Annotated in this window: 20 protein-coding genes; 11 read left to right on the top strand and 9 right to left on the bottom strand. The window is 70.4% G+C overall.

The window, feature by feature from the left end:
• Window positions 1–18: 18 nt before the first annotated feature.
• From WG923_RS17805 to WG923_RS17775, 7 genes are all read left to right on the top strand, one after another.
• Window positions 19–456: a universal stress protein gene (locus tag WG923_RS17805; protein WP_340352323.1), complete on the top strand. Its 438-nt coding sequence runs from the start codon at window positions 19–21 to the stop codon at window positions 454–456.
• Window positions 457–473: 17 nt separating this feature from the next.
• Complete coding sequence (locus tag WG923_RS17800) at window positions 474–1,115, top strand: class I SAM-dependent methyltransferase (protein ID WP_340352322.1); 642 nt, start codon at window positions 474–476, stop codon at window positions 1,113–1,115.
• 226 nt (window positions 1,116–1,341) lie between these two features.
• On the top strand, window positions 1,342–3,048 hold the full coding sequence (locus WG923_RS17795; RefSeq protein ID WP_340352321.1) for an efflux RND transporter periplasmic adaptor subunit: 1,707 nt from the start codon (window positions 1,342–1,344) through the stop codon (window positions 3,046–3,048).
• A gap of 58 nt (window positions 3,049–3,106) precedes the next feature.
• The gene (locus WG923_RS17790; RefSeq protein WP_340352320.1) at window positions 3,107–6,265 is read left to right on the top strand and encodes an efflux RND transporter permease subunit; all 3,159 of its coding nucleotides are present in this window, start codon (window positions 3,107–3,109) and stop codon (window positions 6,263–6,265) included.
• Complete coding sequence (locus WG923_RS17785; protein WP_340352319.1) at window positions 6,262–9,501, top strand: efflux RND transporter permease subunit; 3,240 nt, start codon at window positions 6,262–6,264, stop codon at window positions 9,499–9,501. The genes WG923_RS17790 and WG923_RS17785 overlap by 4 nt, the downstream gene beginning before the upstream one ends.
• Window positions 9,502–9,529: 28 nt before the next feature.
• Entirely contained in the window at window positions 9,530–10,957 is a 1,428-nt protein-coding gene (locus WG923_RS17780) for an efflux transporter outer membrane subunit (protein WP_340352318.1), read from the top strand.
• Window positions 10,958–11,000: 43 nt separating this feature from the next.
• Complete coding sequence (locus WG923_RS17775) at window positions 11,001–11,408, top strand: hypothetical protein (protein WP_340352317.1); 408 nt, start codon at window positions 11,001–11,003, stop codon at window positions 11,406–11,408.
• 98 nt (window positions 11,409–11,506) lie between these two features.
• Here WG923_RS17775 and WG923_RS17770 read toward each other — a convergent pair whose 3' ends face one another.
• Genes WG923_RS17770 through WG923_RS17760 form a run of 3 tightly spaced genes read right to left on the bottom strand, consistent with a single transcriptional unit; the run spans window position 11,507 to window position 13,413 of the window.
• Window positions 11,507–11,824 carry a hypothetical protein gene (locus WG923_RS17770; protein ID WP_340352316.1) on the bottom strand — a complete coding sequence of 106 codons (318 nt, stop codon included), beginning with the start codon at window positions 11,822–11,824 and terminating at the stop codon, window positions 11,507–11,509.
• A gap of 29 nt (window positions 11,825–11,853) precedes the next feature.
• Window positions 11,854–12,504 carry an endonuclease III gene (gene nth, locus WG923_RS17765; protein WP_340352315.1) on the bottom strand — a complete coding sequence of 217 codons (651 nt, stop codon included), beginning with the start codon at window positions 12,502–12,504 and terminating at the stop codon, window positions 11,854–11,856.
• 48 nt (window positions 12,505–12,552) lie between these two features.
• Window positions 12,553–13,413 carry a LysR family transcriptional regulator gene (locus tag WG923_RS17760; protein ID WP_340352314.1) on the bottom strand — a complete coding sequence of 287 codons (861 nt, stop codon included), beginning with the start codon at window positions 13,411–13,413 and terminating at the stop codon, window positions 12,553–12,555.
• Window positions 13,414–13,494: 81 nt separating this feature from the next.
• Here WG923_RS17760 and WG923_RS17755 point away from each other — a divergent pair, with 81 nt between their 5' ends.
• The 3 genes from WG923_RS17755 to WG923_RS17745 all read left to right on the top strand — a co-directional run bounded on the left by WG923_RS17755 (window position 13,495) and on the right by WG923_RS17745 (window position 16,538).
• On the top strand, window positions 13,495–14,460 hold the full coding sequence (locus WG923_RS17755) for a Bug family tripartite tricarboxylate transporter substrate binding protein (protein WP_340352313.1): 966 nt from the start codon (window positions 13,495–13,497) through the stop codon (window positions 14,458–14,460).
• A 2-nt stretch (window positions 14,461–14,462) separates the two neighbouring features.
• Window positions 14,463–16,076, top strand: coding sequence for a gamma-glutamyltransferase family protein (locus WG923_RS17750; protein WP_340352312.1), 1,614 nt, complete (start codon window positions 14,463–14,465; stop codon window positions 16,074–16,076).
• A 129-nt stretch (window positions 16,077–16,205) separates the two neighbouring features.
• A complete protein-coding gene (locus WG923_RS17745) occupies window positions 16,206–16,538 on the top strand; it encodes a hypothetical protein (protein WP_340352311.1) in 333 nt (110 codons plus the stop codon).
• Window positions 16,539–16,584: 46 nt separating this feature from the next.
• On the opposite strand, the gene WG923_RS17740 is transcribed toward WG923_RS17745, so the two are convergent.
• From WG923_RS17740 to WG923_RS17715, 6 genes are all read right to left on the bottom strand, one after another.
• On the bottom strand, window positions 16,585–17,421 hold the full coding sequence (locus tag WG923_RS17740; protein WP_340352310.1) for a shikimate dehydrogenase family protein: 837 nt from the start codon (window positions 17,419–17,421) through the stop codon (window positions 16,585–16,587).
• Window positions 17,422–17,430: 9 nt separating this feature from the next.
• Window positions 17,431–18,429: a TRAP transporter substrate-binding protein gene (locus WG923_RS17735; RefSeq protein WP_340352309.1), complete on the bottom strand. Its 999-nt coding sequence runs from the start codon at window positions 18,427–18,429 to the stop codon at window positions 17,431–17,433.
• A gap of 28 nt (window positions 18,430–18,457) precedes the next feature.
• Window positions 18,458–19,738, bottom strand: a complete 1,281-nt coding sequence (locus WG923_RS17730) for a TRAP transporter large permease subunit (protein WP_340352308.1) — start codon at window positions 19,736–19,738, stop codon at window positions 18,458–18,460.
• 4 nt (window positions 19,739–19,742) lie between these two features.
• Complete coding sequence (locus WG923_RS17725) at window positions 19,743–20,294, bottom strand: TRAP transporter small permease (RefSeq protein WP_340352307.1); 552 nt, start codon at window positions 20,292–20,294, stop codon at window positions 19,743–19,745.
• 104 nt (window positions 20,295–20,398) lie between these two features.
• Window positions 20,399–21,088: a TetR/AcrR family transcriptional regulator gene (locus WG923_RS17720; RefSeq protein WP_340352306.1), complete on the bottom strand. Its 690-nt coding sequence runs from the start codon at window positions 21,086–21,088 to the stop codon at window positions 20,399–20,401.
• A 74-nt stretch (window positions 21,089–21,162) separates the two neighbouring features.
• On the bottom strand, window positions 21,163–22,086 hold the full coding sequence (locus tag WG923_RS17715) for a carbohydrate kinase family protein (protein ID WP_340352305.1): 924 nt from the start codon (window positions 22,084–22,086) through the stop codon (window positions 21,163–21,165).
• Between the two features lie 95 nt (window positions 22,087–22,181).
• Here WG923_RS17715 and WG923_RS17710 point away from each other — a divergent pair, with 95 nt between their 5' ends.
• Window positions 22,182–23,171, top strand: coding sequence for a sugar ABC transporter substrate-binding protein (locus WG923_RS17710; RefSeq protein ID WP_340352304.1), 990 nt, complete (start codon window positions 22,182–22,184; stop codon window positions 23,169–23,171).
• The last annotated feature ends 8 nt before the right edge of the window (window positions 23,172–23,179 follow it).

Genomic DNA, 23,179 nt, shown 5'->3' with positions numbered 1-23,179 from the left:
CTTTGGGGGCGTTGCAACATGTACAAGAAGATCCTGCTCGCTTACGACGGCTCCGATGCGGGCCAGAAGGCGCTGCTCGAGTCGCGCGAACTCGCGCAATGGTCGAATTCGGAACTGCACCTCGTCGCCGTGATGCCGTCGGCCATGAGCTTCGTGGGGCTCGAGGGCGGCGTCTACGACGTGGAACTCGAGGAGCGCGAGAAGAAGAAGTACCGCGCGGTGCTCGACGACGGCCTGCGGCGCCTGAGCGAAGCGGGCTTCACCGCCCGCGGCGAAGTCGTCACCGGCGAGGCGATCGACGAGATCGGCAAGTACGCGCGCAAGATCGGCGCCGACCTGATCGTCGTCGGCCACAAGCACCTGGACAGCTGGGCGGCGCGCTGGTGGCGCGGCTCCATCTCGGGGGCGCTGATCGAGCACGCGCCGTGCAGCGTGCTCGTCGTGATCATCCACTAGGCCCCGACGGCGGCCGCATGCATCTTTCCCGCGGCACCGGCCGCCGGCCGGACCCCGCCCTCGCGATCGCGCAGTACCGGCGGCGCGCCGAACACTACGATTTCGAGCTGGTCGCGTTCGAGCCGGTGCGCAGGGCCGCGATCGCGCGCCTCGAACTGGCGGAGGGTGCGACGGTGATCGACGTCGGCTGCGGCACGGGCCTGAGCTTCCAGCCGCTGAAGGAACGCATCGGCGCCGCCGGCCGCATCGTCGGCATCGACCCGTCGCCGGAAATGCTGGCGCAGGCGCGACTGCGCATCCAGCGCCATCACTGGACGGGCATCTCGCTGGTGGAGGCCACCGCGCACGCCGCCGCGCTGCACGGCCGCGCCGATGCCGCGCTGTTCCACTTCACGCACGACGTGCTGCAGGACGAGGAGGCGCTGGACAACGTGCTGGCGCACCTCAAGCCCGGCGCGCGCGTCGTGGCCGCGGGCCTGCAATGGGGGCCGCCCTGGAGCCTGCCCGTGAACCTGTTCGTGCTGGGCGCCGCGCTGTATTCGGTCAGCTGCCTCGGCGGGCTGCAGCAGCCTTGGCGCCTGCTCACCGCGCGGCTGCACGACGTGCGGGTGCGCTCGCCCCTCATCGGCGGCTTCTACATCGCCTGCGGCCGGGTGTAGCGGCGTGCCCGGCCGCGGATGCGGCACACTTCACGCACGCGCAACACAAACCACACGGCGGTGTTACGCGGCGGGCGCATGCTGTGGGTCGCGCCGTGCGGCGGAGCACAGCAGAAGCCCGCCTACACGGGCATGCGACCGGCACTGTCGCCCGGATGAGCCATCCGCAGGCACCCTCGGCGCCTGCTGAACTTGCCCGCGCCGCGCCAGAACGACAAGGATGCCGATGCCCACACCGCCTGCCACACCGGCGAGCTCCCCCGAAGACAGTGCCTTGCCGCCGCGGCCCTCGCAGCCGCAGCGCCGCAAGCTGAGCCGCCGTGCGTCGGTGATCGGCACGGTCATCGCGCTGGTGGTCGCGGCCGGACTCGCCTGGCTGGCCTGGGACCTGACGCGGCCGGAGCAGACCGCGGCGATGCAGCGCGGGCCCGGTGGCGGCGGCGGCCGCAACGGAGCCGGCGGTGGCGGCGGAGGTCCCGGCGGCCCGGGTGGCGGGGGGGCGCGCGGTGCCACCACCGTGGGCGTGGCGACGGCCGAAGCGGCCGACATCCCGGTCAACCTCGAGGCCCTCGGCACGGTGGTCTCGCAGGCGACGGTGCGGGTGCGGCCGCAGGTCAGCGGCGTGCTCACGCAGGTGCTGTTCAAGGAGGGGCAGCCCGTGCGCAAGGGGCAGCTGCTGGCCACCATCGACCCGCGCTCCTTCGAGATGGCGCTGCAGCAGGCCGTGGGCCAGCGCATGCGCGACGAGGCGCAGCTGGCCGCCGCGCGCGTCACGCTGGATCGCTTCGAAACGCTGCTCAAGCAGGACTCGATCGCGCGCCAGGAAGTCGATACGCAGCGCGCCACCGTGCACCAGCTCGAAGCCTCGGTGGTGTCGGACAAGGCGGCCGAGGGCACGGCGCGCCTGAACCTCTCGTACACGCGCATCACGGCGCCGATCGAGGGCCGCGTCGGCCTGCGCGCCGTCGACGTGGGCAACCAGGTCAGCACCGGCGATGCGAACGGCATCGCGACCATCACCAAGATCACGCCGATCGACGTCGAGTTCGCGGTCCCGCAGGACCACGCGTCCTGGCTGCAGCACAACGCCGGCGCCTTCATGGAGGTGCGCGCCTTCGACCGCACCCGCACGACGCTGCTCGATACGGGGGCCTTCGCCTCGCTGGACAACCAGATCGACACGCAGACCGGCACCGTGCGCGCCAAGGCGCGCTTCAACAACACGCGCCAGCAGCTCTTTCCCAGCCAGTTCGTGAACGTGCAGCTGCAGGTGCGCACGATCCAGAACGCCGTCGTGGTGCCCGTGACCGCGGTGCGGCAGGGCGGCGGCGGCGAGTTCGTCTTCGTGCTGCAGGAAGACCGCACGGTCAGGCAGCGTTCCGTGGTGCGCGGCCAGCCCCTGGGCGACCGGGTGCAGATCCTGAGCGGCCTGCAGATCGGCGAGCGCGTGATCACCGAAGGCGCGGACCGCCTGCGCGACGGCTCGCGCGTGCTGCTGCCGGGCGATGCGCCCGGGCCGGGTGGGGGCGGTGCCGGCGGTCGGCGGCGGCGCGATGCCGCAGTGCCGGCTGGCGGTGCGGCGTCCGGCGCGGTGCCGGCGGCATCGCAGCCTTTCACCGGTGCTTCGGCCGCCCAGGCTCCTGGCGCGGGGCGCCCCGCCGCCAGTCCCGCCCGCGAGGCGACCAACCCGTTCGCCGGCGCGCCCGGCCCGGTCAACGCGCGCACGGCCGGCGCACCCCCGTCCCCGGCCGCGTCCTCGCCGACCGCATCGGCTTCCGGCCCCGGCGGCCGCCGCTTCCAGAACATGACGCCCGAGGAGCGTGCCGCGCGCCTGGCGGAATTCGAGAAGCTCTCCCCCGAGGAACGCGAGGCGCGGCGGCAGCAGCGGCGCCAGGCGCGCGAGGCCGGCGCGGGCGCCCCCAACCAGCCATGAGCCACGCGCAGCGCCGTTCTCACCCTCTCCCGGCGGGAGAGGGCCGGGGTGGGGGCGAATGAGTCCCTCCCGCCCGTTCATCCTGCGGCCGGTCGCGACCTCGCTGCTGATGCTGGCCATCGTGCTGGCCGGCCTGGTGGGGCTGCGCTTCCTGCCGCTGTCCGCGCTGCCGCAGGTGGACTATCCGACCATCCAGGTGCAGACGCTGTACCCGGGCGCCAGCCCCGAAGTGATGGCGCAGACAGTCACCGCGCCGCTGGAACGCCAGTTCGGCCAGATGCCGGGGCTGTCGCGCATGAGTTCGACCAGCGCGGCCGGCGTCTCGATCGTCACGCTGCAGTTCGGGCTGGGCCTGGCGCTCGACGTCGCCGAGCAGCAGGTGCAGGCGGCGATCAACGCCGGCGCGTCGCTGCTGCCCGCCGACCTGCCTGCCCCGCCGGTCTACGCCAAGGTCAATCCGGCCGACGCGCCGGTCCTCACCCTGGCCTTGAGCTCGAACACGCTGCCGCTCACCGACGTGCGCAACATCGCGGACACGCGGCTGGCCCTGAAGATCAGCCAGGTCAACGGCGTGGGCCTGGTCACGCTCTCGGGCGGGCAGCGGCCGGCCGTGCGCATCCAGGCCGACAGCCGCGCGCTCGCCACCCTGGGCCTGACGCTGGACAACCTGCGCACGTCGATCGGGCAGGCGAACGCCAACGCCGCCAAGGGCAGCATCGACGGCCCGACCCGCTCCTACACGATCAACTCGAACGACCAGCTGCTCACCGCCGAGGACTACGGCAACCTGGTCGTCTCCTTCCGCAACGGCGCGCCGGTGCGCCTGTCGGACGTGGCGCAGGTGGTCGAGAGCGCGGAGAACGTGAAACTGGGCGCCTGGGCCAACCTGCAGCCGGCCATCATCCTCAACGTGCAGCGCCAGCCCGGCGCCAACGTGATCGCCACGGTGGACGCGATCAAGCAGCGCCTGCCCGAGCTCACCGCGGGGCTGCCGGAATCGATCCGCGTCGACGTGCTGTCCGACCGCACCACCGGCATCCGCTCCTCGGTGCACCACGTGCAGTTCGAGCTGGTGCTGGCGGTGCTGCTGGTGGTGCTGGTGATCTTCTTCTTCCTGCACAGCCCGCGGGCCACGCTGATCGCCAGCCTCGCGGTGCCGATCTCGCTGATCGGCACCTGCGGCGTGATGTACCTGCTGGGATACAGCCTCAACAACCTGTCGCTGATGGCGCTGACCATCGCGACCGGCTTCGTGGTGGACGACGCGATCGTGATGATCGAGAACATCTCCCGCCACATCGAGGACGGCATGCGCCCCATGGAGGCCGCGCTGCAGGGGGCGACGGAGATCGGCTTCACCATCATCTCGCTGACGGTCTCCCTCGTCGCGGTGCTGATCCCGCTGCTGTTCATGGGCGACGTGATCGGGCGGCTGTTCCGCGAATTCGCGGTCACGCTGGCCATCACCATCCTGATCTCCGCCGTGGTCTCGCTGACGCTGGTGCCGATGATGGCGGGCCGCTGGCTCAAGGGCCACCACGAGCCGGAGCAGGGCCTGGGCGGCCGCATCCAGCGCGGCTTCGACCGCGTGATCGCGCGCTACGACACGGCGCTCACCTGGGTGCTGAACCGGGAGAAGGCGACGCTGCTCGTCGCGCTCGCCACGCTGGTCTTCACCGTGATCCTGTACATCGCCATCCCCAAGGGGCTGTTCCCGATCCAGGACACGGGGCAGCTGCAGGTGCGCGTGGAGGCGGCGCAGTCGATCTCCTATCCGCGCATGGCGGCGCTGCAGCAGGACGTCGCCCGCGTGCTGCTGGAGGACCCCGCGGTGGAATCCATCGCCAGCTTCGTCGGCGTGGACGCGGCCAACAACACCATGGTGCACACCGGCCGCATGCTGGTGAACCTGAAGGAATCGCGCCCCGGGGTGCAGGCGGTGATGGACGGGCTGCGCGAGCGCGGCCAGAAGGTGGCGGGCGTGCGCCTGTTCCTGCAGCCGGTGCAGGACCTGACGATCGAATCCGAGAGCGGCCCCACGCAGTACCGGCTCTCGCTGGAAGGCGCCGACGCGGCCACCGTGAACGAGTCCGCCCGCCGGGTGGTCGACCGGCTGCGGCAGGAGCGGCGCCTGGCCAACGTCACCACCGACGCCAGCGCCAGCGGCGCCGCCATGTTCGTCGACGTCGACCGCGACACCGCGGCGCGCCTGGGCATCAACGCCTCCACCATCAACGAGGCCCTCTACAGCGCGTTCGGCCAGCGCATCGTCTCGACCATCTTCACCGAGACCAACCAGTACCGCGTGGTGCTGGAGGCGCGCGGCGACACCGCGGGGCAGGCCAACGCGCTCGATTCCATCCAGTTGCGCAGCAGCTCGGGCGAGCCCACGCCGCTGACGGCGGTGGCGCGCATCTCCGAGCGGCGGGCGCCGCTGCAGCTCACGCACGTGGCGCAGTACCCGGCGGCCACCATCGGCTTCGACGCCGCGCCGGGCGTGGCGCTGGGCACCGCCGTCGACGTGATCCGCACCGCGATGAAGGACGTGGAGCTGCCGCCCACCGTCAGCATGACCTTCCTCGGCGCGGCAGGCGCGTACGAATCGTCGCTGGGCAACCAGCTCTGGCTGATCCTGGCGGCCGTGGTGTGCGTCTACATCGTGCTGGGGGTGCTGTACGAGAGCTACGTGCACCCGCTCACGATCCTCTCCACGCTGCCTTCGGCGGGCGTGGGCGCCTTGCTGGCCCTGATGGTCACCGGCAACGACCTGGGGGTGATCGGCATCATCGGCATCATCCTGCTGATCGGCATCGTGAAGAAGAACGCGATCATGATGATCGACTTCGCCCTCGACGCCGAGCGCGAGCAGGGCAAGCCGCCGCGCGAGGCGATCCACCAGGCCGCGCTGCTGCGCTTCCGGCCGATCCTGATGACGACTCTGGCGGCGCTGTTCGCCGCGGTGCCGCTGATGCTGGGGTTCGGCGCCGGCGCCGAACTGCGGCGGCCGCTGGGCCTGGCGATCTTCGGCGGACTGATCGTGAGCCAGCTGCTGACGCTGTTCACGACGCCGGTGATCTATCTCGGGTTCGACCGGCTGGGGCGGCGGTGGCGCAAGAGCCCCCATCCCAGCCTTCCCCCAGAGGGGGAAGGAGCAAGACATCTCCCTCCCCCTCTGGGGGAGGGTAGGGGTGGGGGCGCTCCCGAAGGGGCACGATGAACCTCTCCTCCCCCTTCGTCCGCCGCCCGGTCGGCACGGTGCTCCTCACCGTCTGGCTCGCGCTGGCCGGCATCGCCGCCTTCTTCCGGCTGCCCGTGGCCTCGCTGCCGCAAGTGGACTTCCCGGTGATCTCGGTCTCCGCGAGCCTGCCCGGCGCCAGTCCGCAGACGATGGCGACCAGCGTCGCCACCCCGCTGGAGCGGCGGCTGGCCACCATCGCCGGCGTCAACGAGGTCACGTCCACCAGCGGCACGGGCAATGCGCGCGTCACCCTGCAGTTCGACCTGAACCGCAACATCGACGCGGCGGCGCGCGAGGTGCAGGCCGCGATCAACGCGTCCCGCTCCGACCTGCCGGCCAACCTGCGCAGCAACCCGACCTACCGCAAGGCGAATCCCTCCGCGGCGCCGGTCCTGATCCTGGCGCTGACCTCGCCCTCGCGCTCGCCGGGCCAGATCTACGACGCGGTGTCCAACATCGTGCAGCAGAAGATCGCGCAGGTGCCCGGCGTCGGCGACGTCGAACTGGGCGGGGGCTCGCAGCCCGCCGTGCGCGTGGAGCTCATTCCCTTCGCCCTGAACCGCTACGGCATCGCGATGGAGGACGTGCGCGCGGCGCTGCAGGCCGGCACCGCCAACCGGCCCAAGGGCGACCTCAACATCGAAGGCCAGCGGCTGCAGATCTACACCGGCACCGGCATGGCGAACAACGGCAAGTCCGCCTCCGACTACCGCAACATGGTGGTGGCCTGGCGCAACGGCGCGGCGGTGCGGCTGGCGGACATCGCCGAGGTGAGCGACGGTGTCGAGAACATCAACACCATGGGCCTGTTCAACGGCCGGCCCGCGGTGATCGTGCTGGTGACGCTGCAGGCGGGCGCCAACGTGATCGCGACGGTCGACGGCGTGCGATCGCTGCTGCCCTCGCTGCAGGAGGCCCTGCCCAGGGACATCTCGCTGGAGGTCGCCTCCGACCGCACGCACTCGATCCGCGCCTCCCTGCACGAGGTGGAGCTCACGCTCGGCATCTCGATCCTGCTGGTCGTGCTGGTGGTGAGCCTGTTCCTGCGCAGCGCCCGCGCCACCTTCATCCCCGCGGTGGCCACCATCGTGTCGCTGCTCGGCACCTTCGGCGTGATGCACCTGCTGGGGTTCTCGCTCAACAACCTGTCGCTGATGGCGCTGACGGTGGCCACCGGCTTCGTGGTGGACGATGCGATCGTGGTGCTGGAGAACACCTCGCGCCACATCGAGGCGGGCATGGATCGCTTCCAGGCGGCGCTGCGCGGTGCGCGCGAGGTCGGCTTCACGGTGCTGTCGATCAGCGTGTCGCTGATCGCCGTCTTCATCCCGCTGCTGTTCATGGGCGGGCAGGCCGGCCGGCTGTTCCGCGAGTTCGCGATCACGCTGTCGGCCGCCGTGATGATCTCGCTGGTGATCTCGCTGACCACCACGCCGATGATGTGCGCGTGGCTGCTGCATCCCGAGGCGCACGAGCGCCGGCAGGGGCGCATCGCGCGCTGGGCCGAGCGCGGCTTCGGCTGGGTGCAGCAGGCGTACGCGGCGAGCCTGGACTGGGCGCTGGCGGCGCGCTGGCTGGTGCTGCTGATCCTGGTGCTGGTGATCGGGCTGAACGGCTTCCTGTTCATGCGCATCCCCAAGGGATTCTTCCCGCAGCAGGACACCGGGCAGATCAACGGCGGCATCCGCGCCGACCAGAGCATCTCGTTCCAGCAGATGCAGGACAAGCTGCGCCAGCTGGTGGACATCGTGCGCAACGATCCGGCCGTGGACACCGTCGTCGCCTTCACCGGCGGCGGCCGCGCCGGCGGCGGCTTCATGTTCGTGAACCTCAAGCGCGGCGGCAATGCCGAACGCGGCCAGGCGGTGATCGCGCGCCTGCGGCCGCAGCTGGCGCGCGTGACGGGCGTGAGCCTGTTCCTCAACCCGGTGCAGGACCTGCGCATGGGTGGCCGCCAGAGCAACAGCAGCTACCAGTACACGCTCAAGAGCGACAACGTCGCCGACCTGCGGCTGTGGGCGACGCGGCTGGCCGAAGCGATGAAGCGCCAGGAGGCGCTGGCCGACGTCGACACCGACCAGCAGGAAAACGGCGTCGAGACCTTCGTCGACGTCGACAAGGAAACCGCGGCGCGCATGGGCATCAGCTCGCGCGACATCGACAACGCCCTCTACAACGCCTTCGGCCAGCGCCAGGTCGCCACCATCTACGACGAGCTGAACCAGTACCGCGTGATCATGCAGCTGGCGCCGCGCTACATCCGCAGCCCCGAGGCGCTGAAGGACATCTTCGTGCCCGCGCGCAACACGGGGCCGGCGACGACGAACGCGGAGGCCTCGACCCCCACCGCCGCCACGACGACGGCGGCCGTCACCGGCAGCAGCGTCAATCCCGGGCTGCGCGATGTCTCCAGCGGCCAGGCGCTCAGCACGGCGGCGAGGAACATGGTGCCGCTGTCGGCGATCGCGCGCTTCTACGAACGCCCCACCGCCACCTCCGTGAACCACCAGGACGCGGAACTCGCCACCACCATCTCCTTCAACACCGCCGAAGGCTTCACGCTGGACCAGGCCAAGGCCGCGGTGGCCCGGGCGCAGGACGAGATCCGCGTGCCGATCAACGTGCGCGGCAGCTTCCAGGGCACGGCACGCGCGGCCGAGGAGACGAACCAGCAGCAGCCGTTGCTGATCCTGGCGGCGCTGGTCGTGATCTACATCGTGCTGGGCGTGCTGTACGAGAGCCTCGTGCATCCGCTCACGGTGCTCTCCACCCTGCCGTCGGCGGGCATCGGTGCGGTGCTCGCGCTGCTGCTGTTCAAGATGGAGTTCTCCATCATGGCGCTGATCGGCCTGTTCCTGCTCATCGGCATCGTGAAGAAGAACGCGATCCTGATCATCGACTTCGCGCTCGACGCCGAGCGCTCGCGCGGCCTGTCGCCGGAGGAAGCCGTGCGCGAGGCCTCGCTGCTGCGCTTCCGCCCGATCCTGATGACCACGCTGGCCGCCATGCTGGGCGCGCTGCCCCTGGCCGTCGGTTTCGGCGAGGGCGCGGAGCTGCGGCGGCCGCTGGGCATCGCGATCATCGGCGGCCTCATCGCCAGCCAGGTGATCACGCTGCTGACGACGCCGGTGGTGTACCTGCTGCTGGACAAACTGCGCCGGCGCAGCCCGATCGAAGACCAGCTCGCGCGGCACGCCGAACCGCAAAGCGCCTGAACGCCTGAACGCCTGGACCCCCGCAAGAATGCCGCTTCGTCCCCGTCCCCTCCTGACCGTCCTCGCCGCCAGCCTGGTGCTGGCCGGCTGCGCCCGGCTGCCGCTCGCGCCCACCTACGAGGTCCCCGCCGTCGACACGCCGGTGGCCTTCAAGGAAGGCCGGGGCGTCTGGGTGACCGCGGCGCCGGCCGACGCCCTGGAGCGCGGCGCCTGGTGGGAGCTGTTCGACGATCCGGTGCTGAACGACCTGGCCGGGCAGGTGGAGGTTTCCAACCAGAACGTCGCCGCGGCCGTGGCCGCCTACGCGCAGGCGCGGGCGCTGACGCGCGAGCAGCGCGCCGGCCTGTTCCCGCGGGTGGACCTGGACGTGCGCAGCAGCCGCACCGGCGGCCCCGACACGCCTTCGCGCAGCAGCTACCAGTGGAACATCGGCGCGAGCTGGGAGCCGGACGTGTTCGGGCGGCTGCGCCTGGCCGTCGACAGCGCGCGCACCGGCGAGCAGGTCGCCGAGGCCGACCTGGCCTCGGCGCGGCTGGCGGCGCAGGGCGAGCTGGCGGCCAACTACTTCGGCCTGCGCGAGACCGACGTGCTGCACAGGCTGCAGGCCGAGACGCTGGCCGGCTACACGCGCAGCCTGCAGATCACGCGCAACCGCTACGAGGCCGGCGTGGTCGCCCGCACCGACGTGCTGCAGGCCGAGAGCCAGCTCGCCAACAGCCAGGCCGACCTGCTGACGCTGGAGCGCCAGCGCGCCGCCTTCGAACACGCGATCGCCGTGCTGGTGGGCAAGGCGCCGGCGAACTTCAGCCTCCCCGTCGACCCGAAGTGGAGCGTGAAGGTGCCGGCGATCCCGCAGGAAGTGCCTTCGATGCTGCTGCAGCGCCGGCCCGACATCGCGGCGGCGGAGCGCAGCGTGGCGCGCGCCAATGCGCAGATCGGCATCGCGCGCGCCGCCTTCTTCCCGAGCCTGAACCTGACCGGCTCCATCGGCGTCAGCGCCGCCACCATCGGCGACCTGTTCAGCGTCTCCAACCTGGTCTGGGCGCTCGGCTCCTCGCTGGCGCAGGTGATCTTCGATGCCGGCGCGACGCGGGCGCGGGTGGAGCAGGCGCGCGGCGCGCTCGACGAGTCCGCGGCGCGCTACCGGCAGACCGTGCTGACGGCGTTCCAGGACGTCGAGGACCAGCTCTCGGCCCTGCGCGTGCTCACGCAGCAGCAGGGCCTGCGGGCGCAGGCGAGCCGGGCGTCGGACCTGGTGGAGCAGCAGGTGCTCAATCGCTACCAGGCGGGGCAGGTGGGGTACACGGAGGTCATCACCGCCCAGCAGAATGCCGCCGCGGCGCGGCGCGCCCTGGTGCAGGCCCAGATCGACCACCAGCTGGCGGCGGTGTCGCTGATCCAGGCGCTCGGGGGCGGCTGGGGCGGCTTCGGCAGCGTCGCCGCCAGTGCGCCTTGATGGCCGTCAAGCGCGGGCGGCGCACCCGGAGTACCGTGCAGGCATGGGATTCGGAAAATTCGCCGCGATCATCGCCCTGCTGGTGTCGGTGGGCGTGGCCGCGTGGCCGGCGGTCACGCAGACCAGCGAGGTGCACGGCGTGACCGTGGCCGTGACGCCCGGCAACCTCGAGGCGGACAGCAGCGTCTGGGATTTCGCCATCGCGTTCAGTGCGCTCGGCAAGCGCCTGGAAGACGAGGTGCTGGACGACGTGGTGCTGGTGGGCGACGGCGTGCGCGTCAAGCCGCTGGCCTGGGAAGGCGAGCCGACCGGCCTGGTCGGCCACCGCGCGGGCGTGCTGAAGTTCGTCGCGATCCATCCGCGGCCGAAGGAACTGCACCTGGAGATGACGCGGCCCGGCGAGACCCGGCCGCGCGTGTTCACCTTCGTGTTCGGGGAGTGGTCGGCCTGACGCGGGGGGTGGATAGGCTGGTGGTGAGCCTTGCGAACCCCAGCGACCGCAGCATCGCGAAGCGCCGGGGTTCGCGCGCTTCGCGGCTCACCACCAGCCTATGAGTTGGGCTCCGTGCCTTGCCCCAGCAACGCCAGCATCCCGCCCTCCAGCGCCTCCATGTGCCGCGACAGCTGCGGCGTCGACTCCTTGGAGATCTTCATGTAGCCCTTGAAGGTGCGCAGCAGCTGCGCGCGATCGCCGTGGTGCAGCAGCATGGTGGCGAGCGCCGCCTGCAGCACCTGCACCTGCGCGGCGAGCATCAGCTGGTTGTCCACCAGTCCCTGGATGCTCTGGGTGTGGATCTCGACGGTTTCCCTGAGTTCCCTGTCTTGCTTGTCCTGTTCCATGCCGGCCTCGATACGTCCTCGGCCCATTGTGACACCCTCGCGCGCGCAGGGCCGGCTCAGGCGCGCAGGGCCGGCGGCGGCGTCTTCGGTTCGTAGTCGCAATAGCGGGCCACCGCGCACTGCCAGCACTTCGGCAGCCGTGCCACGCACACGTAGCGCCCGTGCAGGATGAGCCAGTGGTGCGCGTCGACCCGGTAGGCCGGCGGCACGCGCTCCATCAGGCGCTGCTCCACTTCGAGCGGGTTGCGCCCCGGCGCCAGGCCGGTGCGGTTGCCGACGCGGAAGATGTGCGTGTCCACCGCCATCGCCTCCTCGCCGAAGGCGACGTTCAGCACCACGTTGGCGGTCTTGCGGCCGACGCCGGGCAGGGCCTCCAATGCTTCGCGCTCGCGCGGCACCCGGCCGCCGTGCCGCTCCACCAGGATGCGGCACGTTTCCATCAGGTGCCTGGCCTTCGAGCGGTAGAGGCCGATGGTCCTGATGTATTCCTCCAGTCCCTCCTGCCCCAGTGCCAGGATGCGCTGCGGCGTGTTGGCGACGTGGAACAGGCGCCGGGTGGCCTTGTTCACGCCCGCATCGGTGGCCTGCGCCGACAGCAGCACCGCCACCAGCAGCTCGAACACGGTGCTGTATTCGAGCTCGCTCTGCGGCATCGGGTTGGCCGCTCTGAGCGTGGCGAAGAAGGGTTCGACGTCCTCGTCGTTCATTGCGCGAGTGTAGGCTGGCGGTGAGCGCGCCCGCGCGAACCCCAGCGCTCAGCCGCGCAGCTCCCGCACCACCGCTGCCACCACCCGCGCCTTGCCCGAATCCCGCCGCTGCGCCACCGCGATCCGGCGTTCCTCCGCCCGCGGGATCTCCAGCACGCGCAGCTTGGCGTCCGCCTGCCAGCGCGCATCGCGCAGCAGCGGCACCACGCTCACGCCGAGGCCCGATCGCACCAGCTCCACGATGCTTTCCAGCGCGTTGAGCTCCAGGAATTCCTGCGGTTTCACGCGCAGCCGCGCGAGAGTGCGCTCCACCAGCAATCCGGTGTGCTGGGTCGGGTCGAACCGGATGAAGGGCTGCGACTGCAGGATCGCGCGCGGGTTCGCTTCCTCCAGCCGCCGCGGCGCCAGCAGCACCATGGGCTCGGCATACAGGGGCGACCAGGCGATCTCCTCCGGTGCGCCGGGCTCGCGCACGACCACGGCGGCATCGAGCGCGCCCGCCTGCACGCTGGCGATGAGGTCGATCGACTTGGCCGCGGAGACGTGCAGATCCAGCGCCGCGTGCCGCGCCTTCAGGGCCAGCGTGGCCTGGATCAGCGGCCGCACGGCCGACACGATCGCGCCGAGGTGCACGGTGCCGGCCATGGCATCGGACGCGTGGGCGGGCGCGAGCATCTGGTCGTACAGCGCCAGCAGCCGCCGCACCTGCGGCACCAGCTCGCGGCCGGCTTCGTTGAGCACCACGGTCTTGCCCTGCCGCTCGAACAGGGGCCGGCGCAGGTCGGCCTCGAGCGCGCGCATCTGCTGGCCGACGGCGGCCTGCGTCAGCGCCACGCGGGCGGCGGCGGCGGCGAACGATCCCTCGCCCGCCACGGCGGCGAAGGTCCTCAGGACGCGGATGCTGCTCATGCCGCCATGCTAAAGCATCGCTTTAGCTTCGTTAAAGCATTATTCGATTTTGCTTTGCCGTGGCGGTCTTATCATCGGGGCATGAAGCTGCTCGCGTCCCTTTTCCTGGCCGCCACCGCGCTGGCCGTGCCCGCCGTTCATGCGCAGGGCTACCCGAACCGTCCGATCCGCCTCGTCGTGCCGTTCCCGGCCGGCGGCGCCACCGACATCTTCGCCCGCTCGCTGTCGCAGAAGATGGGCGAGCGGCTGGGCCAGACGATCGTCGTCGACAACAAGCCGGGCGCCGGCGGCGCCATCGGCTCCGACCTGGCCGCCAAGGCCGCGCCGGACGGCTACACGCTGCTGCTGGCGACGACCAGCACGCACAGCGTCGGCCCGCTGCTCTCGACCAAGCTGCCGTACGACGCGGTGCACGACTTCACGCCCATCGTCCACGCCGGCGACGCACCCAACATCATGCTGGTGCCGAACACCGCGCCGGCCAGGACGGTCAAGGAGTGGGTGGACTACGCCCGCAAGAACCCGGGCAAGCTCAATTACGCGAGCAGCGGCAACGGCACCATCGTCCACCTCACCGCCGAATACTTCAAGGCGCAGGCCGACCTGTTCCTGGTGCACATCCCCTACAAGGGCACCGCGCTGGCGATTCCCGACCTGGTGAGCGGCAAGGTCGACGTGCTGTTCGATTCGCTGCCCAGCGGCCTGCCGCACGTGAAGGAAGGGCGCCTGCGCGCGCTGGGCATCACCAGCGCCAAGCGCTCGCCGCTGCTGCCGAACCTGCCGGCGGTCTCCGAGACCATCCCCGGTTTCGAGTCGGTCACCTGGTTCGGCTTCTACGGCCCCAAGGGCCTGCCCGCCGACATCACGACCAAGGTCAATGCGGCGCTGAACCAGGCGCTGCACGATCCGGAGGTCAAGGACCGCCTCGCGCGCCTGGGCATCGAGCCGGTGGGCGGCACGCCCCGGCAGTTCGCCGCCATGCTGGAGAAGGATCGCGCGAAGTGGAAGAAGATCGTCACCGAGCGCCACATCACCGCGGAGCAATGAGCATGCAGCAATTCGACTTCCACAACCCGTATCCGACCACGCGCGTGCCGGTGTTCGCGCGGAACGCCGTCTCCACCTCGCATCCGCTCGCCGCGCAGGCGGGCCTGCGCATGCTGTGGAAGGGCGGCAATGCCGTCGACGCGGCCATCGCCGCCGCCGCCGCCATGACGATCGTCGAGCCGGTGAGCAACGGCCTGGGCAGCGACGCCTTCGCGATCCTGTGGGACGGCAAGCAGCTGCAGGGCATCAACGGCTCGGGCCGCGCGCCCGCGGGCTGGACGCCGGAGTACTTCCGCGGCAAGTACGGCGCCGAGGCGAAGAACCCGCCCAAGCGCGGCATCGACTCCGCCACCGTGCCCGGCGCGGTCGCCACCTGGGTGGCGCTGAGCGAGCGTTACGGCAAGCTGCCTTTCGCCGACCTGCTGCAGCCCGCCATCGAGATCGCCGAACGCGGCTACCTGATGCCGATCGTGGTGCAGCAGAAATGGGAAGCGGCGACGCCGGAGCTGGGCCAGCTCCCCGGTTTCGCGCAGAGCTTCCTGCCCTGGGGCCGCGCCCCGCGCGTGGGCGAGCTGTTCCGCTTCCCGGCCGCGGCGCGCGCACTGCGCGCCATCGCGGAAACGAAGGGGTCGGCATTCTACGAAGGCGAGATCGCGCAGGCGCTGGCGCGCTTTTCGCGCGAGAACGGCGGCGTGCACACGGTGCAGGACTTCGCAGCGTACAAGCCCGAATGGGTCACGCCGATCTCCAAGGACTACCGCGGCTACACGCTGCACGAGATCCCGCCCAACGGGCAGGGCATCGCGGCCCTGATCGCGCTGGGCATCCTGAAGAACTTCGACCTCGCCGCGCACAAGGTGGATGGCGCCGACTCGCAGCACCTGCAGATCGAGGCGATGAAGCTCGCCTTCGCCGATGTGTACCGCTACGTCGCCGAGCGCGGCGCGATGGAGGTCACGACGGAGCAGATGCTCGATGACGCCTATCTCGCGTCGCGCGCGAAGCTGATCGACATGAAGCGCGCGCAGGACTTCCGCGCCGGCAACCCGGTCAAGGGCGGCACGATCTACCTGACCGCGGCCGACGAGAACGGCATGATGATCAGCTTCATCCAGAGCAACTACATGGGCTTCGGCTCGGGTTGCGTGGAGCCCACCTTCGGCGTGAGCCTGCAGAACCGCGGCCACGGCTTCGGCCTGCAGCCCGGCGCCAACCAGGTCGCCCCCGGCAAGAGGCCCTTCCACACGATCATCCCCGCCTTCCTCACGAAGGACGGCCAGCCGGTCATGAGCTTCGGCGTCATGGGCGGCAACATGCAGCCGCAGGGCCACCTGCAGACGCTGGTGCGCATGGTCGATTACGGGCAAAGCCCGCAGGCCGCCTGCGACGCCCCGCGCTGGCGCTTCAACACGGGCCTGGAGATCAACGTCGAACACCAGATGGACAAGGCCACGGTGCAGGAGCTCGTGCAGCGCGGCCATCGCATCGACGTGATCGAGGACAGCTACCAGGACTTCGGCGCCGGCCAGTTTATCTGGCGCATGGGCGATCCGTCGCGCGAAGGCTACGTGATCGCCTCGGATTCACGGCGTGACGGCCTCGCCGCGGGCTTCTGAGGCGGAGTTCCCGTAACGGTGGGCAACGGCATGTGAAGCGGGCGGTGGCGTCCGCAACACGTGTTTCAGCGCCCGCTCGCCCAATTAGTGGACAGCAGTTTGCCGCCCTTGGTCGCACAGTAGTGCGGCATGAGGTTCGATGTCTCGATCGCCCACGAGGCGCATTGCACCCGTGTCGGCGTCATCGGCGAGCCGACACTCGGGCGCCTTCTTTCGCTGCTGCAGGTCCTGGAGGTGGACAGCGCCTCCTGGCCCCGCGAATCGGTGCTGTTCGATCTGCGCGGGCTGCGGGCGCCGCTGGATGCGCGGGAGCAGCTGCGGCTGGCCGCCGAGGCCGCCCGCCGGCTGGCTCGCCTGCGCCGGATCGCCGTGCTGGGCGCCGGCGCGGACCCGCGCGAGGCCGAGGGGGTGCGCTTCTTCGAGGACCCGGAGGCCGCGCTGCGCTGGCTGCGCGAAGCCTGACCGCCCCACCGCCCGCAGCTCCGAGGGGCCCCGCAGGCCGCTCATGTCAGTACGCCAGGCGCGCCACCGAGCGCAGCGTCTGCGCCGTCGTCGTCGGGAAGCCGAAGAACTCCAGGTAGGCGGGGATCATCTCGAACAGCATGTCGGTGCCGACCTGCACGCGGCAGCCCCGGGCCTGCGCCGCGGCGAGGAAGGCCGTCGTCTCGGCCTTCATCACCACCTCGCCGACGAAGGTGCGCGCATCCAGGCGCTGCACGTCGACCGGCAGCGCGTCCCCGGGGTTCATGCCCAGGGGCGTGGCGTTGACGACGAGGTCGAAGCCGGCCGGGTCGCACCCGCCGGTGCGCACGGCCGTCGCGGGGAAGTGCGTCCGCAGGCGCTGCGCCAGCGCGTGGGCCGCGTCCGCGTCCACGTCGTACAGCGCCAGCGTGCCGGCACCGGCCTGGGCGAGCGAGGCCGCGATCGCCGAGCCGACGCCGCCGCTGCCCACCACCAGCGCGCCGGCGCCGCGCAGCGCGAGCCCCTTGCGCTGCAGGCCGCGCACGAAGCCCTCGCCGTCGAACATGTCGCCCAGTAGGCGCCCGTCCGCCAGGCGCTTGACGGCATTGCAGGAGCCCGCGACCCTCACCGTGGGCGTGACCTCGTCGACCAGGTCGACGACGCTCACCTTGTGCGGCATGGTGATCAGCGCGCCGGCCACGTTCTCCAGCGCGAAGACGGCGGGCAGCACCGAAGCGAAGTTCTCCGGCTTGCACCCCATGGGCACGACGACCGCATTCACCCCCACCGACTCGAAGTAGGGGTTGTAGATCATCGGGGCCTTGAACGTGTGCGTCGGCCAGCCCAGGTGGGCGATCAGCTGCGTGTGTCCGTCGATCGGCATGCCGGCCGTTTACTTCCGCGCCTTGGCCAGTTCGGCCATGATCGCCTTGACGGTGGCTTCGCCGACGCTGGCCGCGTGCTTGTCGATCACCGGCTTCATCCTGTCGCGCAGCTTGGCGACTTCCGCCGGCGGCAGTTCGCTCACCTGCATGCCGCCTTTCTTCAGGTCCTCCAGGCCGCTTTGCAGCATGGCGCGCGACTGCGTGCGTTCGTACTGCGCGGATTCGTGGGCGGCTTCCTCCAGGACCTTGCGGTCGGCGGGGGCGAGCGTGTCCCAGAACTTCTTGCTGACGACGACCGACTGCGGGTTGTACTGGTGGTTGGTGAGCGTGAGGTACTTCTGCACCTCGTACAGCTTGGCGCCCTTGATGGTGGCCACCGGGTTCTCCTGGCCGTCGACGGCGCCCTGTTCCAGCGCGGCGTACAGCTCGGGGAAGGGCAGCGGCGTGGGGTTGGCGCCCAGCGCCTTGACCCAGTCGACGTTGATCGGGTTGGGGATCACGCGCAGCTTCAGGCCGGCGATGTCCTCCACCTTGTGGATCGGCCGCTTGCTGTTGGTGAGTTCGCGGAAGCCGAGCTCGTAGTAGGCCAGGCCCACGATGCCCTTTTCCTCCAGCTTCTTGTGCAGGGCCTGGCCGAAGGGGCCGTCGACCACGGCGTCGGCTTCCTTCGGGTTGCCGAACAGGAAGGGGAAGTCGTAGATCGCGAATTCCTTGACCAGGCTGGCGAAGATGCCCGAGTTCATGGAGGCCATCTCCAGCGTGCCGCCCTGCAGCGCCGACACGTTGGCCTGGTCGCTGCCCAGCGCGCCGCCGGGATAGACCTGCACCTTCAGCCTGCCGCCGGACCTCTTGTCCACCAGCTCGGCGAACCGCTCCATCCCCAGCACGATGGGGTGGCCCTTGGCGTTCTGGTTGGCGAACTTGATGGTCCGCGTCTGCGCCTGGGCCAGGCCGAACGCGCCGAGCGCCACGGCGGCCACCACGGCCTGCAGGAAGAATCGCTTCATTTTTCTGTCTCCTTGGGAGGGGTTGGGATCAGCCATAGAACCAGCGCGCCGGCACCATCACCAGCTGCGGGAAGAACACCATCAGGAACATCACCGCGAACTGCGCCACCATGAAAGGCCACACGCCCCGGGTGACGTCGTCCATGCTCACCTTGCCGACGCCGGCCACGGTGCTGAGCACGGTGCCCACCGGCGGCGTGATCAGGCCGATGGCGTTGTTGATCATGAACAGCACGCCGAAGTACACCGGGTCGATGCCCGCGGCCTTGACGATCGGCATCAGCACCGGCGTGAGGATCAGGATGGTGGGCGTCATGTCCATCGCCGTGCCCACCACCATCGTGAGCACCATGATGGCCAGCATCAGCAGGGTGGGGCGGTCCAGCAGCGGCTGCAGCAGCGAGACCACTTCGGCCGGCAGGTTGGCCACCGTGATCATCCAGGCCGAGACCATCGCGGCAGCCACCAGGAACATGATGATGGCGGAGGTCTTGGCCGCCGCCTCGAACAGGCGATAGAGCTGCGGCAGCTTCAGTTCCTGGTACACGAGGGTCGATACGACCAGCGCGTACACCGCCGCCACCACGGCCGCCTCGGTGGGCGTGAACACGCCGAACTTGAGGCCCACCACCACGATCAGCGGCATCACGAGGGCCAGCGTCGCGTCCTTGAAGGCGGCGGCCACCTCGGCGCGGCTGGCCCTGGGCGCGGCCTGGATCCTGTCCTTGCGCACCAGCCACCACCAGGTGACCCACAGCGCCACGCCCAGCATCAGGCCCGGCACGATGCCGGCCATGAACAGCTTGGAGATCGACACGTTGGCCGCGACGCCGAACACCACGAAGCCGATCGAGGGCGGGATGATGGGCGCGATGATGCCGGCGGCCGAGAGCAGGCCCGCCGACCGCGCCGTGTCGTAGCCGGCGCGGTTCATCATCGGCAGCAGCAGGGCCGCGAGCGCCGCGGCGTCCGCCACCGCGGAGCCGGACAGGGCCGCCATGATGATCGCGGCCATGATGCCCACGTAGCCGAGGCCGCCGCGCACGTGGCCGACCAGCGTCATGGCGAAATGCACGATGCGGCGCGACAGGCCGCCGGCATTCATGATCTCGCCCGCCAGCATGAAGAAGGGCACCGCCAGCAGCGGGAAGCTGTTGGCCCCCTCGATCGTGTTCTGCGCCAGGATCTGCGGATCGAACATGTCCATGTGCCACATCAGCGCCGCGCCGCAGGCGAGCAGCGAGAAGGCGATCGGCACGCCGAGAGCCATGGCGCCGAGCAGGGCGCCGAGGAAGATCGTGATCGTCATCGGCTTACTTGCCGGCGGCGGGGCGGGGGTGCGGCTCGCCGGTGGGCATGGCGTCGGACTCCGTGATGCCCACCAGTTCCGCTTCGGACAGCTGGCCGGAAACCAGCTTCCAGAAGTCGTTCAGCACGAACAGGAAGGCCAGTACCGAGAAGAACAGGCCGGCGCCGTAGAACCAGGCCATCGACACTTCCATCACGGCGCTGGTGGTGCCGGCGTTGATCACGGTCTGCTGCCACGAGCCGGCGAGCATCAGCCAGCACAGGTACAGCATGAGGACATGGCTGGCCCCGAGGCAGAACTTCTTGCCCGCGAGCGGCAGCCGCGAGACGAGGCTGTCGGTGCCGAGGTGGTGGTGCGAATGCAGGCCGACCAGCGCGCCGAGGAACGTCATCCACACGAACAGCCAGCGCGAAAGCTCCTCGGACAGCGTGATGCCCGAATTGAAACCGTAGCGCAGCACCACGTTGCCGAAGACCAGCACCACCATCGCGGCCAGGAACAGCACCATCACCGCGGACAGCGCGCGGGCGAGGCGATCGAGAAGGGCTTGCAGCATGGGCGGGCTCCTGGCGCCGGATTTTGTACGGACTGGTTAGTTGTCCCGCTGGGGGAATACCCGGGGCCCACGGCAGGGTGGCGGGGTCCCCGGGCGCGGTGCGCTCAGGGCGCGCGCATGAACCGCACGATCATCTCCACCACGTTGTCGCGCCGGTGCGCGATGTAAGCGGCCGAGGTCGTGTCGACCTTGAAGATCAGGCCGAAGGTGTGGCGGTTGGAGACGTTGAAGAAGCTCAGCGCGGAGATCGACGCGTGGATGTCGACGGGGTCCAGTCCGGGGCGGAAGATCCCTTGGGCGATGCCGCGCGCATAGAGGTGCTGGATCGCTTCCACGGCGGGCACGTTCAGTTCCTGGATCCGCGTGGACTGCGCGAGGTATTGGCCGCGCGCGATGTTCTCGTTCATCACGAGGCGGATGAAGTCCTCGTGCTGCAGGTGGTGGTCGAAGGTGAAGGCGACCAGCCGGCGCAGCGCCTGCTCCGGTTCGAGGTCGCGCAGGTGCAGTTCGGCCTCGATGTCGCGCACGCGCTTGTACGACTCCTCCAGCACCGCCAGGTACAGGCCCTCCTTGCTGCCGAAGTAGTAGTAGATCATCCGCTTGCTGGTCTGCGTGAGCGCTGCGATTTCGTCGATGCGCGCGCCCGCCAGGCCCTTCTCCGCGAACTCGGACGCGGCGACCTGCAGGATGTTCGCCTTGGTGCGTTCCGGGTCGTTGGTGCGCGTCGTCTCCCTCGGCGCGCTGCCGCGGGAAGGGCCCGCCGCGCGCGCTCTCGGATGTACCAGTTCGTTCATTTCGCGGAGTATAGGGGCGCGGATGGGCGCCACCAAGCGCGTGGCGACGCAGGCGTGCGGGCCTTGCTGCCGCCTCACAGTTCGGCGCGGCGCGGCAGGTCGGCACCGCGCCGGCCGCAGGTGATCGCCGCGGCCCGGGCCGCGAAGCGCAGCGCCGATCCGAGCTCTTCGCCCGACAGGGCTGCCAGCGCCTGCGGTTGCAGGCGCTCGTTCTCCCCCAGCCACGCGAGCAGCGCCGCCTGGAAGGTATCGCCCGCGCCCACCGTGTCGACCAGCGTCACCTCCTGCGCGCGGGCGCTGCCTTGCGCCCGCGCGGTCCACGCGAGCGCGCCGTCCCCGCCGCAGGTCGCCACCACCAGCGCGACGCCCTGGGCGAGCCAGCGGCGGGCCAGCGCGTCCAGCGGCACATCGGGATAGAGCAGGCCTGCGTCCTCCGCGCTGATCTTCAGCAGGTGCGTGCGTTGCACCATCCATTCGACGGCGGCGCGCCAGCGCAGCACCGAGGGTTCGACGTTCAGGCGCACGTTGGGGTCGCAGGCGATCAGCCGCTGCGCGCGGGAGGCTTCGACGACCCGGCGCAGGCTGCTGGCGATGGGTTCCACCACCAGCGGATAGGACCCCACGTGCACGGCGCGGATCGCGGCGGGCAGGTGCTCCAGCGGTGCGGCACAGAGCTGCCGGTCCGCGCCCTGGTCGCCGTGGAAGGCATAGGTGGGCACGCCCGCCGCGTCGGCGCTGATCACGCTCAGGGTCGTGGGCGCGACCGGCCGCTGCACCAGCGACACGTCCACGCCTTCGGCGCGCAGGGCCTGCAGCAGGCGTTCGCCGAAGCGGTCGGTCGACACGCCGCCGGCGAAGGCCACCGGGCGCGCGAGCCGCGCCAGCCCCACCGCCACGTTGAAGGGCGAGCCGCCGACGCGCGCGTCGAAGAGCAGGCCGGTGGCCGTGTCGGCACCGGCGAACACGTCGAGCAGGGCTTCTCCAAGGACGAGGATCATGGGGTTTTCCATAAGTCAATCAACTTGATTTATTAAACCACGCCAGCCAGAATTCGCGCAATCCGGTTCCACCCGCCCGCTCCAGGAGATACCCCATGCGCACGCCCCTCCTCGCCCTCGCCGCCGCCGCGCTCGCCGCCGGCGCTGCCGCCCAGCAACCCCCGGTGATCGGCCTGATCACCAAGACCGAGACCAATCCCTTCTTCGTGAAGATGAAGGAGGGTGCGCAGCAGGCCGTGCAGGCGAAGGGCGGCAAGCTGCTGACCGGGGCCGGCAAGACCGACGGCGACAACGCCGGCCAGGTCACGGCCCTGGAGAACATGATCAACGCCGGTGCCAGGACCATCCTCATCACGCCCAGCGACGCCAAGGCCATCCTGCCGGCGATCCGGAAGGCGCGCGCCAAGGGCGTCCAGGTGATCGCGCTCGACAGCCCGACCGACCCGGCGGAAGGCACCGACGCCCTGTTCGCCACCGACAACTACAAGGCCGGCATGGTGATCGGCGAATACGCCAAGGCGGCCTTCGCCGGCAAGCCGGTGAAGATCGCGACGCTGGACCTGTTCCCCGGCCACCCGGTCGGCGCGCAGCGTCACAACGGCTTCCTCAAGGGATTCGGCCTCACCGCCCCCGACGCCAAGGCCACCACGCTGGGCAGCGCGCCCGAGGTGGTCTGCATGGCCGACAGCTACGGCGACCAGGCCAAGGGGCAGACCGCGATGGAGAACTGCCTGCAGAAGAACCCGGACATCAACCTCGTCTACACCATCAACGAGCCGGCCGCCGCCGGCGCCCACCAGGCCCTGAAGAAGGCCGGCAAGGACAAGGGCGTGATGATCGTCTCGGTGGACGGCGGCTGCGCCGGCGTGCGCAACGTCAAGGCCGGCATGATCGCGGCGACCGCGCAGCAGTACCCGCTGAAGATGGCGGCGATGGGCGTCGAGGCCGGCATCGACTACGCGAAGACCGGCAAGAAGGTCAGCGGCTACACCGACACCGGCGTCACGCTGATCGCCGACAAGCCGCTGCCCGGCGTGCAGACCACCGACACCGCCAGGGGCCTGGAACTGTGCTGGGGCAAGTGAGGAACGAC

This window comes from Ramlibacter sp. AN1133 (assembly GCF_037890035.1).
Taxonomy (GTDB): Bacteria; Pseudomonadota; Gammaproteobacteria; order Burkholderiales; family Burkholderiaceae_C; genus Ramlibacter.
Note: the sequence above shows the minus strand (reverse complement) of the source record. Positions and strands in the feature narration are given on the sequence as shown.